We start from the raw sequence: 14,229 nt of genomic DNA, 5'->3' as shown, positions 1-14,229 counted from the left end.
TGGTCATCCTACCCAAACTCAGCCGGGCAGGTCGGTCAGGGCGGCCAGCCAGGCTTTCTGGTCCCGGGGCTCGCCGGGGCCGCGCATCTCGGCGAAGCGGATCACGCCGTCGCGGTCGATGAGGTACGTGCCTCGGTTGGCCATGCCGCCGCCGGTGTGGAAGACGTCGTACTCCTGGGCCACTGCGCCGTGCGGCCAGAAGTCGGCCAGGAGGGGGAAGTCGAAGCCTTCCTGCATCGCCCAGACCTTGTGGGCGTAGACGGAGTCGACGCTGACCGCCAGGACCTGCACCGACTCGTTCTGGTAGTCGGGCAGGTTGTCGCGGATGCCGGCCAGCTCGCCCTGGCAGGTGCCGGTGAAGGTGAACGGGTAGAAGACCAGCAGCACCGCCTTGCGACCGCGGAAGTCACCGAGGCTGACGAGCTGGTTGTTCTGGTCTTTCAGCGCGAACTCCGGCGCGACGACGCCGACGGCGAGTGGCATGGGCACAACCTTAGCCAGGCCGGCGTCCCGTTGGACGCCGACCGCAGGTGGAAGGGCAGCGAGCTACTTCTTCTTGTTGCCCCTGGGGGAGACCAACCGGGCGCCGGTCCAGTCCTTGCCCGCGTTGACCGTCGAGGTCTGCTGCAGACCGGCCGTGGGGGCCGACTCGCTGATCTCGCTCGGTTCGACGTGGTTGTCCCGGCCCGCTTTCGGGGTCAGCAGCCACACCACGCCGTTGTCGGCGAGGGGGCCCAGGGCATCGGTGAGAATCTCGAAAAGATCACCGTCACCGTCGCGGTACCACAACAGCACCGCATCGACGACCTCGTCGGTGTCTTCGTCGACCAACTCGCCGACACGTTCGGTCAGGGCGTCACGGAGGTCCTCGTCGACATCGTCGTCGTAGCCCATCTCCATGACCACCATGTTCGGCTCGAAGCCGAACCGGTCCGCCAGGCTGCGTACGCCGTCGGCCTGACCAGCGGTCGCGCTCACTGTCGAAGTCCTCCTAGCTGTCAATTCCAAGGTAAACCTGGGGGTAGTCCACACACTCCCGGGCCCCAGCGCAAGTGGCGCACCGAGTGTGTGGCAATTTACCGCGCCAGCAGGGCGTGGGCACCCTGTGTGATGGCATCCTCCCCTACCAGCACATGCTGTGCTGCCGGACCCAGCGGAATCAGTGAATCGGCCGATGCGATACGGCGAGCGGCGCCGACGAAACCGCCATCGACCAGGGCGGCCAGAACTCCCTCGCCCACGCCGCCCGATCGGCGGGTCTCGTCGACGATCAGCACGCGGCCGGTGGCGGCGGCTTCGCGGACCAGATCGTTGACCGGTAGCGGACTCAACCAGCGGAGGTCCACCACTCGGGATCCGTAACCCTGCTCGGCCAGACGGGCGGCCACACGCAGCGACATGCGCAGCCCGTTGCCGTACGTGATGATGGTCAGGTCCGCCGCGTCGCCGACCGGGTAGGTGCGGGCCCGGCCGATCGGCACGTGCTCGGTGGCCCACGCGGCCGGGCCGGCGTAGGGCGCCAGCCACTCGTTGTCGCCCTGCTCGTAGAGGTCGCGGGTGTGGTAGAGCGCGATCGGCTCGAGGAAGACGCAGACGGTGCCGTCCGAGGCCGCCGAGGCCAGGCAGGACCGCAGCATGGGGGCCGCGTCGCCGGGCCGGCTGGGCACGGCCAGCACCAGGCCGGGGATGTCGCGCAGCACGGCGACCGAGTTGTCGTTGTGGAAGTGCCCGCCGAAGGACTGCTGGTAGGCGAGCCCGGCGACCCGCACGACCATCGGGTTGCGGTAGGCCCCGGACGAGAAGAACGACATGGTGGCCGCCTCGCCGCGCAGCTGGTCCTCGGCGTTGTGCAGGTAGGCCAGATACTGGATCTCGGGCACCGGGAGCTGCCCGTCGAGCCCGGCGCCGAGGGCCAGCCCAAGGATCGTCGTCTCGTCGAGCAGGGTGTCGAAGACCCGATCGTCGCCGAACCGCTCCTGCAGGTGCTTGGTGACCCCGTAGACGCCGCCCTTGCGCCCCACGTCCTCCCCGAAGACCAGGACGCCGGGGTGGTAGGCCAGAGCGTCGGTCAGCGTCGCGTTGATGGTCTGGGCGAGCGTGAGCGGGCCGGACTGCTCGGGCAGTTTGCCGCCGAACGCCCGGGAGCGGGCCGCGGCGCCGGGACCGAGGGCGCGCGAGGCCACCTCGGTGATCTCGTGGGCCGCGCGCAGGGGGCGGCGCGGGGCGAGCGGCGCGACGATCTCGGCCACTCCGGCCAGCTTGGGTTCGCCCAGCACCTCCTCGGCCACCTTGCGCACCTGCCAGCCGACCTCGTCGTAGCGGGTGATCACCTCGTCGGGCCCGAGCAGGCCGGCCTCGACCAGCAGCCGGGCCGTGCCGATCAGCGGGTCGCGCTCCAGGTCGCGGTTGATCTCGTCGGTGGTGCGGTAGGCGACCTCGGCGTCGGCTCCGGCGTGTCCCATGAGTCGTACGGTCGACAGGTGCAGCACGGCGGGTCGGCGCTCACGGCGCACGTAACCCACGGCCTCGGTCGCGGCGTCGTAGGTGGCCGCCAGATCACAGCCGTCGGCCGCTGTGTAGCGCAGCCCTGGGCGCGACCCCAGCATGGCCGCCATCCACCCGTCGGGCGTGGGGACGCTGATGCCCAGGCCGTTGTCCTCGCAGATCAGGAGCAGGGGCAGCCGTACGCCGGAGTGGTCGAACCACCCGGCCGAGTTGAGCGCCGCGGTGGCCGCGGCGTGGTTGGCCGAGGCGTCGCCGAACGAGGCCACGGCGATCGCGTCGCGCGTCCACCGGCTGTCCGGGAGCGCCCGGGACAGCGAGTACGCGAGCCCGACGGCCCGGGGCAGGTGGGACGCCACGGTGGAGGTGGTCGGGACGATGTTGAGGTCGGCGCTGCCGAAGACCTTGTGCCGGCCGCCGGCGATCGGGTCGCGGGAGGACGCGACGACGCCGCGCAGCACGTCCCGCGCGGCGTCGGTCAAGCTCTTGGCCCGGGCGCAGAAGAACGCGGCCGACCGGTAGTGCAGCAGAGCCGGGTCGGTCGGCAGCAGCGCGGCGGCCACGGCCGCGTTGCCCTCGTGACCGGACGATCCGATGGTGTAGAAGCCCTCGTTGAAGCTGCGCAGCCAGCGGGCGGCGAGGTCGAGGTGGCGGCTGGCGAGCTGGGCGTCGAACAACTCGAGGGCGCGGGCGCCGGTCAGGGTGGAACCGTCGCGGACGGCATCGCCGGGCGGCCGGCGGCCGTCCGGAGCGGCCTGGGTCGGCTCGGACCGGCGGAGTCCCATGACCGCATTGCGGAAGCGCTCATCGAGGTTCTGCGGGGTGGTCACCGGACCAGCATTGCCCACCCGTGCGCGCCCCGCCACGCCGCAAATCGCCTCGTGCCCGGCCACACGTGCCGGGACCTGCGAAGGCTCGCCGGGCAAGCTGGCAGACTCGGGCCATGCGTACCGAAGTGATCACGGTTCGGACCGGGTCGCGTCCCGTGGTGCGGGACATCACCCGTGAGGCCGAACGGTTCGTCGAGTCCGAAGGGGACGGGCTGCTGCACATCTTCGTGCCGCACGCGACGGCCGGTCTGGCGATCATCGAGACCGGCGCCGGTTCGGACGACGATCTGCTGGCCGCGATCGACCAGCTGCTGCCGGCCGAGGACCGCTGGCGGCACCGGCACGGCTCCCGGGGACACGGCCGTGATCACGTGCTGCCGGCCTGGATCCCGCCGTACGCGTCGGTGCCGGTGATCGGCGGCCGGATGGCCCTGGGCACCTGGCAGTCGGTCTGCCTGGTGGACACCAACGGCGACAACCCGGAGCGCCAGGTACGGTTCAGCTTTCTGCCCGGTTGAGTCACCGAATAGTTACTCATCGGTAACCGATGTGTCCCGGATCGCCGCCCGCACGGTAGGCGTGACGATGCGCACGGCGAAGGGGCAGGATGGAGTTACACCCGCGCGACTCACACAATGGGCCGCTCGGTTCCGACACCCGACCAAGAGGAATGCCTGTGGCCACGGAGCGCAAGCGCCCGGTGATCAGTGACGGCCTGCCGAGCCAGCTTCCGGACATCGACCCCGAAGAAACCAATGAGTGGGTCGAGTCGCTCGACGGAGTCATCGACGAACGCGGCGTCAAGAGAGCCCGTTACGTTATGTTGCGCCTGCTCGAACGGGCCCGGGAGCGACAGGTCGGCGTTCCGCCCCTGACCTCCACGGACTACATCAACACGATCCCGCCCGAGCAGGAACCCTGGTTCCCCGGCGACGAGTTCGTGGAGCGGCGCATCCGGGCGTACATCCGGTGGAACGCGGCCATGCTGGTGCACCGTGCCCAGCGGCCCGAGATCGGCGTGGGCGGCCACATCTCGACGTACGCGTCGAGCGCCAGCCTCTACGAGGTCGGCATGAACCACTTCTTCCGGGGCAAGGACCACCCGGGCGGTGGCGACCACATCTTCTATCAGGGTCACGCCTCCCCGGGCATGTACGCGCGGGCTTACCTCGAGGGCCGGCTCACCACCGACCAGCTCGACGGTTTCCGCCAAGAGCTGTCCCACGCCCCGAACAGCCTGCCGTCGTACCCGCACCCGCGGCTGATGCCCAATTTCTGGGAGTTCCCCACGGTCAGCATGGGCCTCGGCCCGCTGAACGCGATCTACCAGGCGCGCTACAACCGCTACCTGCAGAACCGCGGCATCAAGGACACCAGCCAGCAGCACGTCTGGGCGTTCCTGGGCGACGGCGAGATGGACGAGGTCGAGTCGCTCGGCGCGATCGGCCTGGCCGCCCGCGAGGAGCTCGACAACCTCACCTTCGTCATCAACTGCAACCTGCAGCGGCTCGACGGCCCGGTGCGCGGCAACGGCAAGGTCATCCAGGAGCTCGAGTCGTTCTTCCGCGGTGCGGGCTGGAACGTCATCAAGGTCGTCTGGGGCCGGGAGTGGGACCCGCTGCTGGCCGCCGACACCGACGGTGCGCTGGTCAACCTCATGAACGTCACGCCCGACGGCGACTTCCAGACCTACAAGGGCGAGTCCGGCGCGTACGTGCGGGAGAACTTCTTCGGCCGGGACCCGCGCACCCGCAAGCTGGTCGAGGGCATGTCCGACGACGAGGTCTGGAACCTCAAGCGCGGCGGCCACGACTACAAGAAGCTGTACGCGGCGTACAAGGCGGCCACCGAGCACACCGGCCAGCCGACCGTGATCCTCGCGCACACGATCAAGGGCTGGACGCTGGGCTCGCACTTCGAGGCCCGCAACGCCACCCACCAGATGAAGAAGCTGACGCTGGACGACCTCAAGGGCTTCCGCGATCGGCTCTACCTGGACATCAGCGACAAGCAGCTCGAGGACAACCCGTACCTCCCGCCGTACTTCCACCCCGGCGAGAAGTCCGACGAGATGCAGTACATGCTCGAGCGGCGCCGGGAGCTGGGCGGGTCCATCCCGTCGCGGCGCACCACGGCCAAGTCGCTGAAGATCCCGGACTCGAAGGCGTTCGGCGACGTCAAGCGGGGCAGCGGCAAGCAGAAGATCGCCACCACGATGGCGTTCGTCCGGCTGCTCAAGGACCTCATGAAGGACAAGGAGTTCGGCGCCCGGTGGGTGCCGATCATCCCGGACGAGGCCCGCACGTTCGGCATGGACTCGCTCTTCCCGACCAAGAAGATCTACTCGCCGCACGGCCAGACCTACACGTCGGTCGACCGCGAGCTCTTCCTGTCGTACAAGGAGGCGACCAACGGCCAGATCCTGCACGAGGGGATCAACGAGGCCGGGTCGACCGCGAGCTTCATCGCCGCCGGCACGTCGTACGCCACCCACGACGAGCCGATGATCCCGCTCTACATCTTCTACTCGATGTTCGGGTTCCAGCGCACGGCCGACGAGCTGTGGGCCGCGGCCGACCAGATGACCCGCGGCTTCCTGCTGGGGGCCACCGCCGGGCGGACCACGCTCAACGGTGAGGGCCTGCAGCACGAGGACGGTCACTCGCTGCTCATCGCGGCGACGAACCCGGCCGTGGTGGCCTACGACCCGGCGTTCGCGTTCGAGATCGCGCACATCGTCGAGGACGGCCTGCACCGCATGTACGGCGAGAAGCAGGAGAACATCTTCTACTACCTCACCGTCTACAACGAGCCGGCCGTGCAGCCCGCCGAGCCGGCTGACCTCGACGTGGAGGGCCTGCTCAAGGGCATCTACCGGTACGCGCCGGCCGCCGAGAGCACCGGCCCGAAGGCGCAGCTGCTGGCCTCCGGCACCGGCCTGGCCTGGGCGCTCAAGGCCCAGAACCTGCTCGCCCAGGACTGGGGGGTCAGCGCGGACGTCTGGTCGGTCACCTCGTGGACCGAGCTGCGCCGCGACGCGGTCGAGGCCGAGGAGCACAACCTGCTCCACGTCGGCGACGAGCCCCGCAAGCCGTACATCCAGACGAAGCTCGAGGGCACCGAGGGCCCGGTCATCGCGGTCAGCGACTTCATGCGCGCGGTGCCCGACCTGATCTCGCGGTGGGTGCCGAACGACTACACGTCGCTGGGCACCGACGGCTTCGGCATGAGCGACACCCGGCACGCGCTGCGGCGCCACTTCAACGTGGATGCCGAGTCGGTGGTCGTGGCCACGCTGCGTCAGCTGGCCCTGCGCGGCAAGGTGCCGTCGCACGTGCCGGCCGAGGCGGCCAAGAAGTACGCGATCGACGACGTGAACGCGGCTCCGGTCGGCGAGACCGGCGGCGACAGCTGAGCTGAACGGGACACCAACGCCGGATCCGCCCCTCGGGGCGGGTCCGGCCTTGCCGTCTCAGCCCGGGCCGGCCGCGTCGGCGCCCTCCCAGAACACCCGGTAGCGGCTCATCCACTCGTCGGCGGCCCGCAGCGGCTCGGCCTCGAGCCGGCACGGCCGCCACTGCGCCTGCCGCCCCCGCGAGATCAGACCGGCTCGTTCCAGCACCTTGAGGTGCTTGGAGACCGCCGGCAGGGTCATGGCGAACGGCTCGGCGATCTCGTTGACCGTGGCCGGCCCCTCGGCGAGCCGGGCCAGGACGGCCCGGCGCGTGGGATCCGCCAGCGCCGCGAAGACGGCACTCAGCCGATCGGCGGCCACCTCGCTCATCAGGCCGGGACGTAGGTGACCACGTCGACGCCGGTCGTGGTCTGCCAGGTGCCGGTGAGCGACAGCGCGATCTTGGTGCCGTCGGCCCAGAGCTTGCGACCCTCGCCCTGCACGACGGGGAAGATCATGATGCGGTACTCGTCGATCAGGTTGTGCCGGGTCAGATAGTTGACCAGGTCGGCGCTGCCGTTGATGAGCAGCGAAGCCGGGCCGGCCTTGAGCTCTCGGACGGCGTCGGCGACCTCGCCCCGCAGGAAGGTCGCGTTCCACTCCGGCTCGGTGAGCGTGGTGGTGGCCACGTGCTTGGGCATCGAGTTCATCTTGACGCCGAAGTGCCCGGTCTCGGCCTCCATCTGCGGCCAGGCCGCCTTGAAGCCCTCGTACGTCTTACGGCCGAGCAGCAGCGCGTCGGCCTCCCGCAGATTCGCGTCCTGCCAGGCGCCGAGCTCGTCGTTGAAGTACGGCCCGCTCCAGCCCGGCTCCTCGAAGACCCCGTCGAGGGTCACGTACTCCACCGCGATGATTTTCCCCATGCCTGACCCCTAGCTGGTTGTTTTACTCGCCGGTTAATTAGCCGTTCGGTAAATTACCGCTACCCACAGCACCGGTCAAATGACACAGGGTCTGGACCACTCGTCCCCCTTATCCGTAAGCTGCCGAAGTGGGTGGCCGCAGGCCTTCCCGAGGGGTCTGTGATCCTCTAATCTCCGAGGAAATTTCACCTTTCGAGGAGGCCGGATGGCCGTCGCGCACGGAGTTCCGGTCCTCGCCACCCCGGTCGAGCCGGTACGCCGCTCCTGGATCGGCCTGCTCTTCGCGGCCAACCTCGGTCTCTGGATGGCCTACTTCACGCCGATCCAGATCCTGCTGCCGATGCAGGTCGCCGACATCGCCCCGGACAACAAAGAGCTCTGGCTGGGCGTGGTCACGGGCATCGGCGCGATCGTCGCCATCGTGGTCAACCCGCTCGCCGGGGCCCTCTCCGACCGCACCCGCCTCAAGCTGTTCGGCCGCCCGTACGGCCGGCGGCACGTCTGGACCCTGGGCGGCTGCATCATCTCGGTGCTGGCCATCGCCGTGCTGGCCGAGGCGCCGAACCTGCTGACCGTGACGCTGGCCTGGTGTTTCGTGACGATCGGCATCAACACGATGCTCGCGTCGCTGACCGCGGCGGTGCCCGACCGGGTCCCGGTCGCGCAGCGCGGCCTGGTCTCGGGCTGGATCGGCATGCCACAGGCGCTGGGCCTGGTGATCGGAGCCATCCTGGTCACGGCCGTCTTCACGGACATCGGCACCGGGTACATCGCCCTGGGGCTGGGCCTGGTCGTGCTGACCACCCCGTTCGCCCTGCTCACGCAGGACGACCCGCTCCCGGGCGACCACAAGGTCAAGGTCCGGTGGAAGATCGACCTGCGGGGCAAGCCCGACTATCTCTGGGCCTGGGGCACCCGCTTCCTGGTGCAGCTGGGGAACGCGCTCGGCACGCTCTACCTGCTCTACTTCCTCACCGACGCGGTCAAGCTCGAGGACCCCGACACCGGCCTGCTGTACATGATCCTGCTCTACACGGTGGGCATGATCGGCACGGCGATGCTGGGCGGCTGGCTCTCCGACCGCCTCGGCCGCCGCAAGATCTTCGTGGTCTGGTCGGGCGTGCTGATCACGATCGCCGCCACCCTGCTGGCGATCTGGCCGACCTGGCCCGTCTCGATCGTCGCCTCGCTGCTGTTCGGGGCCGGCTACGGGGTCTATCTGGCCGTCGACACCGCCCTGATCACCCAGGTGCTCCCGTCGGAGGGCGACCGGGCCCGCGATCTGGGCGTGGTCAACATCGCGAGCGCCGCCCCCCAGGCGCTCGGCCCCCTGCTCGCCGCCCCGATCGTCACCCACCTGGGCGGCTATCCGGCGCTGTTCGGGCTCACCGGCGTCGTCACCCTGGCGGGTGCGGTAGCGGTGATGAAAATCCGCTCAGTGGCGTAGGTACCCTTAGCGGGTGACTGTTCGAGTACGCTTCGCCCCCTCCCCGACCGGCATGTTCCACGTCGGCGGCGCCCGTACGGCGCTGCAGAACTGGATCTACGCCAAGCAGCATGACGGCGTCTTCGTGCTGCGCATCGAGGACACCGACGCCGCCCGCAACCGTCCCGAGTGGACCGAGGGCATCCTCTCGGCGCTCGACTGGATCGGCATCGAACGAGGGTCGTACGAGGGGCCGTACTACCAGTCGTCCTACGCGCAGGACCACATCGCCGCGGCCACCCGGCTCTACGGCGAGGGCAAGGCCTACTACTGCGACTGCAAGCGTGAGGACGTCATCGCCCGCACCGGCAACCAGCACACCGGCTACGACGGCTTCTGCCGTGACCGGGCGCTCGGGCCGGGCGAGGGCCACGCGCTGCGCTTCCGCACGCCCGACGAGGGCGAGACCGTGGTGGTCGACCTGGTGCGCGGCAAGCCCGCCTTCGAGAACAAGCTGATCGAGGACTTCGTCATCGCCCGCAGCGACGGCTCCCCGCTGTTCCTGCTGGCCAACGTCGTCGACGACATGACCATGGGCATCAACCACGTGATCCGGGCCGAGGAGCACCTGCCCAACACGCCCAAGCAGCAGCTGCTGTGGGAGGCGCTGGGCCACACCCCGCCGATCTGGGCCCACGTGCCGGTCATCGTCAACGAGAAACGGCAGAAGCTGTCCAAGCGCCGCGACAAGGTGGCCCTGGAGAGCTACCGCGACGAGGGCTACCTGGCCGCCGCGATGAAGAACTACCTGATGCTGCTCGGCTGGGCGCCCAGCGACGACCGCGAGATCGTCCCGTGGCAGGTCATCGAGGACGAGTACCGGCTCGAGGACGTCAACCACGCGTCCGCCTTCTTCGACATCAAGAAGTTGCGGGCCTTCAACGGCGACTACATCCGCGCGCTCTCGGTCGAGGAGTTCATCCAGCTCTGCACGCCGTGGCTGAGCGGCACCGACACGATCCCGTCCCCGCCGTGGAGCCCGGCCGCCTTCGACGTGGACGTCTTCACCGCCGTCGCGCCGCTGGCCCAGACCCGCATCGCGGTGCTGGCCGAGATCGTGGAGTACGTCGACTTCTTCTTCCTGGACGAGCCGGCCTTCGACGAGGCGTCGTGGGCCAAGGCCATGAAGGAGGGCGCCGGCGACATCCTGGACGCCACGGTGACCGCATTCGAGGCGCTCGAGGAGTGGGCGGCCGAGCCGCTCAAGGGCGCGCTCGAGGCCGTGGGCCTGGCTCGCGAGCTCAAGCTGGGCAAGACCCAGGCGCCTGTACGCGTCGCGGTGACCGGCCGCTCGGTCGGGCTGCCGCTCTTCGAGTCGGTCGAGGTGCTCGGGCGCGAGCGCACGCTGGCCCGGCTGCGGGCCGCGCGAGCCCGCCTCACGGCCTGAAACTTCGCCTGAAACGTCCCTGTTTATCGCATAGGTGGCCCGGTCCGCCATTCGTCCGCCGTCGTAACGGTGGTGAAATCCGCTGAGCGGGTGACCGGGCCCCCATCCCTTGCGGGCAGTAGGTACTATTCGGCCCGCTGATCAACGGCCCTCGTAGTGTCGAACGTCATCCACCGGATGGCAGCAATTCGTCCGGCCTGAGATGCGCCCGGGCGTCCGCTCGGGAAGGCTGAAGGCCTCGGTCGCTCCACGACGGACTGTCGCGGGAGTGGCCAATGGTGCGCGAAGCCATGTCCACCACGGGGCGGGGAGGCCGGACGATGGTTCGAGGGGTATTGGGTCGGGGGACGCCGGGTCACGGTTCGCCTGATCACGGTTTGTCGGGTCACGGTTCGACTGGTCACGGTTCGACTGGTCACGGTTCGACTGATCACGGTTCGCGCGCCCGGGTGGCGCTGACGCGGTTGGTGTCGGCGGCCGGGGTGCTCGCGGTGACGGCCGCGCTCGCGATCGGGCTGGCGCCCAACGCCGCCTCCGCCGCGCCGAAGCCCGCGCCCAAGGCGAACACCATCCAGATCGTCGGCAAGGACATCGACAAGGCGATCGTCATCACCATGGCGGAGAGCAAGCGCCTGTTCGGGAGCCTGCTCAGCGAGGTCAACTGGATGTCCTCGGCCCGGTCGCAGACCACGGCGCTCAAGGCCGACAAGCTCGGGCCGAAATACACGATCACCGTGCTCGCCAACAAGTCGGCCCTGCAGACCTACGAGCTCTTCCCGATGGCGGCCGGTGGCCCGCGGGCGCACCGCCCGGCCAAGCAGCCCGGCACCAAGAAGATCGCCGACGGCTGGTTCTACGGCCGGCTGACCATGCCGGAGACGTTGCGGGTCAGCGGCGTGCCGATCAAGGCGAAGCCCGACGTGGTGGCCGGCGGCATCGGCGGCGGTGTCGGGCAGGATCTCGACGCCCAGGCCGAGGCGCCCGCCGACGCGAGCGAGGTGCTCGGCGAGATGCGGCGGCTCTTCCTGCTCAACGGCGGCGTGCTGATGATCATCCTGGTCGGCCTGGCCGGCATCGCGTTCCTGATCCGCCGCCGGGTCTGATCGACCACAGCACCTGATCGACCACAGCGCCTGATCAACCACAGCGCCTGATCAACCACAGCACCTGATCAACCACAGCACCTGATCAACCACAGCACCTGATCGACCACAGCGCCTGATCGACCACGGCGGCCCGCGGCCGGGTTCGCGCCGCTCTGCTCACTTGACGGGTGTCCGGAACGCCGGGCACCCGTCGTCGCAGTTCTCGTCCACGTCGAAGGCGTCGAAGACCCGCTCGTCGGTCGCCACCTGCTCGACCTGGGCTCCGGTCAGCCCGGGCTTCCCGCGCCGCGCCCCGACGCCGGGCTCCCCCGCGACCTGCACGGCCAGCACACGATCGCCATCGAGCCGGCGGGCGAGGGTCTGCCGCACCTGCCGGTCCGGGTCGCTCACGTCGTCGTAGCGGACGAACTCCAGCCCGCTCGCCCGGTCCGCGCGCGCACACGCCTCGGGATCGGCCGCCACCGGGAAGCACCACTTCCGGCGGACGTCGAAGACCGCGACCTGGACCGTGCCGCGCGAGCGTCCCTGAGCGTCGGTGAGGCCGTACTCCCGCCAGCCGTCGCCCTTGCGCTGCGACGCGGGCTCGACGCGCAGCTCCCGCCCCTTGACCAGCGGCCCGATCACCTTGAGGACCCCGTCGGACGCGGGCCCGGGCGCGGGCCCGGGCGCGGACGCCCCGCTGGGCACGGGCGGCGGCGGGACCGCCGCAACCCCGGCCGGAGTGCTGGGGCCGGACGAGATGGTGGCCGGTGGCGCGTCGAGCAGGGTGGCGGTCAGCACGTAGCCGAGGACGACGATCAGCCCGGCCGTCCCGGCGCCGGCCAGAAGCACCGCCTGGGTCCGGCGGCGGCGCAGCCGGGCCGCGCGGCGGAAAACGGCGTCGACCTCATCGCCCAGCGGCGGCTCCCCCTCGAGCACGTGCTCGAGCAGCCGGTTCAGCGGCGCGCTCATCCGGCCATCGCTGCCTCGGACTCGCCGAGCAGCTTCTCCAGGGCCGCGAGCCCGGCCTTCTCGTAGGCGGCCACCTGCTCCTCGTCGAGGTCGAGCATCGCCCCGGTGGCCGGCACGTCGAAGCCGTCCCAGTGACGCAGCACCAGGACGGCGCGGCAGCGCGGGGTGAGCTTGTGCAGCGCGTCCAGCAGCAGGATGGACTCGGCCTCCACGCCGGCCGCGCCGGGCGACGCCACGAAGACGTGCTCGCGGCGGCGGTTGCGGCGGCGGCAGGCCTCCATCAGGTCCGCGTACGCGTAGACGTCCGCGTCCGCCACGACGCCCCGCCGGCTGTCCGCCACCGTGCGGGCCAGGGTGGCGCGGGTCAGCTCGGTGGCCATCCGCCAGTCGCCGCACATGAGAAAGGCCGAGCGGCGCAGCTGAGGCAGGCGGCTGGTCACGAACTCGCGCAGGGCCGTGTCGTTGTCGCCGGACATAGGCCCTTTATAGGTGCCGAACACCCCTGTTCGGTGCGGAACAGCGTTTACGCCACCCGGACGGCGGTCTCCACCAGGCGTACCAGGTCGGACAGGTCGGCCTCGAACTCGGCCTGACCCGCCTCGGGCGTAGCCGGGGCCGGCAGGCCGCCGGTGACCTCGCCGGTCGCGTAGCCCAGCAGGAAGGCCACGATCATCCGGGCCAGACGCGGGACGTGCCCGGCGGGGACACCCGCGTCGTGCAGGACGCCCCGCAGAGCGGCGGTCAGCCACGACGTCGAGGCGCCGGCCGCCGAGCGGTTGAGCAGCAGCGGGAACGCCCCCGGATGTCGAGCGGCAAGGCCGCGCACGGCCCGGCCCAGCGCTCGCAGCCGGCGCCGCCAGTCCGGCTCCGCCCCGCCGTCGCCGAGCCCGTTGTCGCCGAGCCCGTTGTCGCCGAGCCCGTTGTCGCCGAGCCCGTTGTCGCCGAGCCCGTTGTCGCCGAGCCCGTTGTCGCCGAGCCCGTCGCCGACCTCGTCGCCGAGTTCCAGGTTGAGCAGGTCGACCAGGCCGTCGAGCAGCGCGTCCTTGCCGCCGACGTACGGGTAGAGCGCCATCGAGGTGAGCCCGACCCGCTCGGCTACCGCTCGCATCGACATGGCGGCGAGCCCGCGTTCGTCGACGAGAGCCAGCGCCTGGTCGAGGATCAGCCGTCTCTTGTCGTCCACCGGTTCACCGTTCCGGCTTCGCGGCCCGGCCGCCGGGACGCGCCCGGGAGCAGACGCGTGGCTCACCCGACCGTGGTACTCAGCACGCCGTCAGCACCAGCGTCCCGGCGGCCGGCCGCGACCGGCTGCGCGGCGGCGCGGGCGCACGGCCCCGTGCAGGTGGCCACCGGCCCAGCCGTGCAGCTCGGTGCGGCAGCCGACCCGGCTCGGCCCCGGGTCGTCCTGGACCACCGGCGGAGCGGGAAGCTCCTCGGCCGGCACGGCGATCGCCGGAACCGGCAACGCCTCCGTCGCCGGGGCGGGCTCGATCTCCCGTTCCGTCATCTCGCCTCCCCTCAAGCTGTCGCGGTCTTTCATCGGCAGTTCGTAGCCCGCCCTGACCCCGGACGGGTGTGAGTCTGCCGACGCTAGGACGACACCCTGCCAGGTCACCGACCGAAATCACGGCAGGGGCGCACCGCTACTCC

At 70.3% G+C, this 14,229-nt stretch carries 14 protein-coding genes; 5 read left to right on the top strand and 9 right to left on the bottom strand.

Going from position 1 to position 14,229, the window contains the following annotated elements; all coding sequences use genetic code 11:
- Positions 1-18 precede the first annotated feature (18 nt).
- From HJC40_RS00660 to HJC40_RS00650, 3 genes are all read right to left on the bottom strand, one after another.
- Positions 19-483 (bottom strand): peroxiredoxin, encoded by a 465-nt coding sequence (locus HJC40_RS00660; RefSeq protein WP_249997621.1) that lies wholly within the window; start codon positions 481-483, stop codon positions 19-21.
- 63 nt (positions 484-546) lie between these two features.
- A complete protein-coding gene (locus HJC40_RS00655) occupies positions 547-978 on the bottom strand; it encodes a DUF3052 domain-containing protein (protein ID WP_215795830.1) in 432 nt (143 codons plus the stop codon).
- A 98-nt stretch (positions 979-1,076) separates the two neighbouring features.
- Positions 1,077-3,287: a thiamine pyrophosphate-dependent enzyme gene (locus HJC40_RS00650; protein ID WP_249998197.1), complete on the bottom strand. Its 2,211-nt coding sequence runs from the start codon at positions 3,285-3,287 to the stop codon at positions 1,077-1,079.
- Positions 3,288-3,445: 158 nt separating this feature from the next.
- Between HJC40_RS00650 and HJC40_RS00645 the strand changes: the two genes are divergently transcribed.
- Positions 3,446-3,850: a YjbQ family protein gene (locus HJC40_RS00645; protein ID WP_249997620.1), complete on the top strand. Its 405-nt coding sequence runs from the start codon at positions 3,446-3,448 to the stop codon at positions 3,848-3,850.
- Positions 3,851-4,008: 158 nt separating this feature from the next.
- On the top strand, positions 4,009-6,747 hold the full coding sequence (gene aceE, locus HJC40_RS00640) for a pyruvate dehydrogenase (acetyl-transferring), homodimeric type (protein WP_308200812.1): 2,739 nt from the start codon (positions 4,009-4,011) through the stop codon (positions 6,745-6,747).
- 57 nt (positions 6,748-6,804) lie between these two features.
- Here the strand turns inward: aceE and HJC40_RS00635 are convergent, their stop codons facing one another.
- The gene (locus HJC40_RS00635; RefSeq protein WP_249997619.1) at positions 6,805-7,116 is read right to left on the bottom strand and encodes a helix-turn-helix transcriptional regulator; all 312 of its coding nucleotides are present in this window, start codon (positions 7,114-7,116) and stop codon (positions 6,805-6,807) included.
- Complete coding sequence (locus tag HJC40_RS00630; protein WP_249997618.1) at positions 7,116-7,649, bottom strand: dihydrofolate reductase family protein; 534 nt, start codon at positions 7,647-7,649, stop codon at positions 7,116-7,118. The genes HJC40_RS00635 and HJC40_RS00630 overlap by 1 nt, the downstream gene beginning before the upstream one ends.
- Positions 7,650-7,854: 205 nt before the next feature.
- Between HJC40_RS00630 and HJC40_RS00625 the strand changes: the two genes are divergently transcribed.
- From HJC40_RS00625 to HJC40_RS00615, 3 genes are all read left to right on the top strand, one after another.
- Positions 7,855-9,096, top strand: a complete 1,242-nt coding sequence (locus HJC40_RS00625; protein ID WP_249997617.1) for an MFS transporter — start codon at positions 7,855-7,857, stop codon at positions 9,094-9,096.
- Between the two features lie 13 nt (positions 9,097-9,109).
- Positions 9,110-10,522, top strand: coding sequence for a glutamate--tRNA ligase (gene gltX, locus HJC40_RS00620; protein WP_249997616.1), 1,413 nt, complete (start codon positions 9,110-9,112; stop codon positions 10,520-10,522).
- Positions 10,523-10,971: 449 nt separating this feature from the next.
- Positions 10,972-11,625, top strand: coding sequence for a hypothetical protein (locus HJC40_RS00615; RefSeq protein ID WP_249997615.1), 654 nt, complete (start codon positions 10,972-10,974; stop codon positions 11,623-11,625).
- Positions 11,626-11,784: 159 nt separating this feature from the next.
- Here the strand turns inward: HJC40_RS00615 and HJC40_RS00610 are convergent, their stop codons facing one another.
- From HJC40_RS00610 to HJC40_RS00595, 4 genes are all read right to left on the bottom strand, one after another.
- Positions 11,785-12,579: a hypothetical protein gene (locus tag HJC40_RS00610; RefSeq protein WP_249997614.1), complete on the bottom strand. Its 795-nt coding sequence runs from the start codon at positions 12,577-12,579 to the stop codon at positions 11,785-11,787.
- Entirely contained in the window at positions 12,576-13,055 is a 480-nt protein-coding gene (locus tag HJC40_RS00605) for a hypothetical protein (protein WP_249997613.1), read from the bottom strand. Before HJC40_RS00605 ends, HJC40_RS00610 begins: the two co-directional genes overlap by 4 nt.
- Before the next feature lie 47 nt (positions 13,056-13,102).
- Positions 13,103-13,762, bottom strand: coding sequence for a helix-turn-helix domain-containing protein (locus HJC40_RS00600; RefSeq protein ID WP_249997612.1), 660 nt, complete (start codon positions 13,760-13,762; stop codon positions 13,103-13,105).
- Between the two features lie 90 nt (positions 13,763-13,852).
- On the bottom strand, positions 13,853-14,086 hold the full coding sequence (locus HJC40_RS00595) for a hypothetical protein (RefSeq protein ID WP_249997611.1): 234 nt from the start codon (positions 14,084-14,086) through the stop codon (positions 13,853-13,855).
- Between the last annotated feature and the right edge of the window lie 143 nt (positions 14,087-14,229).

It is taken from the genome of Actinoplanes sp. M2I2, assembly GCF_023544445.1.
Lineage (GTDB): Bacteria > Actinomycetota > Actinomycetes > Mycobacteriales > Micromonosporaceae > Actinoplanes.
Note: the sequence above shows the minus strand (reverse complement) of the source record. Positions and strands in the feature narration are given on the sequence as shown.

Bases quoted from the DNA above. Each gene is read 5' to 3' on its own strand.
- HJC40_RS00610 (WP_249997614.1), bottom strand. From the start codon at position 12,579: ATGAGCGCGCCGCTGAACCGGCTGCTCGAGCACGTGCTCGAGGGGGAG.
- HJC40_RS00630 (WP_249997618.1), bottom strand. From the start codon at position 7,649: ATGGGGAAAATCATCGCGGTGGAGTACGTGACCCTCGACGGGGTCTTC.
- HJC40_RS00635 (WP_249997619.1), bottom strand. From the start codon at position 7,116: ATGAGCGAGGTGGCCGCCGATCGGCTGAGTGCCGTCTTCGCGGCGCTG.
- HJC40_RS00645 (WP_249997620.1), top strand. From the start codon at position 3,446: ATGCGTACCGAAGTGATCACGGTTCGGACCGGGTCGCGTCCCGTGGTG.
- HJC40_RS00625 (WP_249997617.1), top strand. From the start codon at position 7,855: ATGGCCGTCGCGCACGGAGTTCCGGTCCTCGCCACCCCGGTCGAGCCG.
- HJC40_RS00650 (WP_249998197.1), bottom strand. From the start codon at position 3,287: ATGGGACTCCGCCGGTCCGAGCCGACCCAGGCCGCTCCGGACGGCCGC.
- HJC40_RS00595 (WP_249997611.1), bottom strand. From the start codon at position 14,086: ATGACGGAACGGGAGATCGAGCCCGCCCCGGCGACGGAGGCGTTGCCG.
- HJC40_RS00660 (WP_249997621.1), bottom strand. From the start codon at position 483: ATGCCACTCGCCGTCGGCGTCGTCGCGCCGGAGTTCGCGCTGAAAGAC.
- HJC40_RS00605 (WP_249997613.1), bottom strand. From the start codon at position 13,055: ATGTCCGGCGACAACGACACGGCCCTGCGCGAGTTCGTGACCAGCCGC.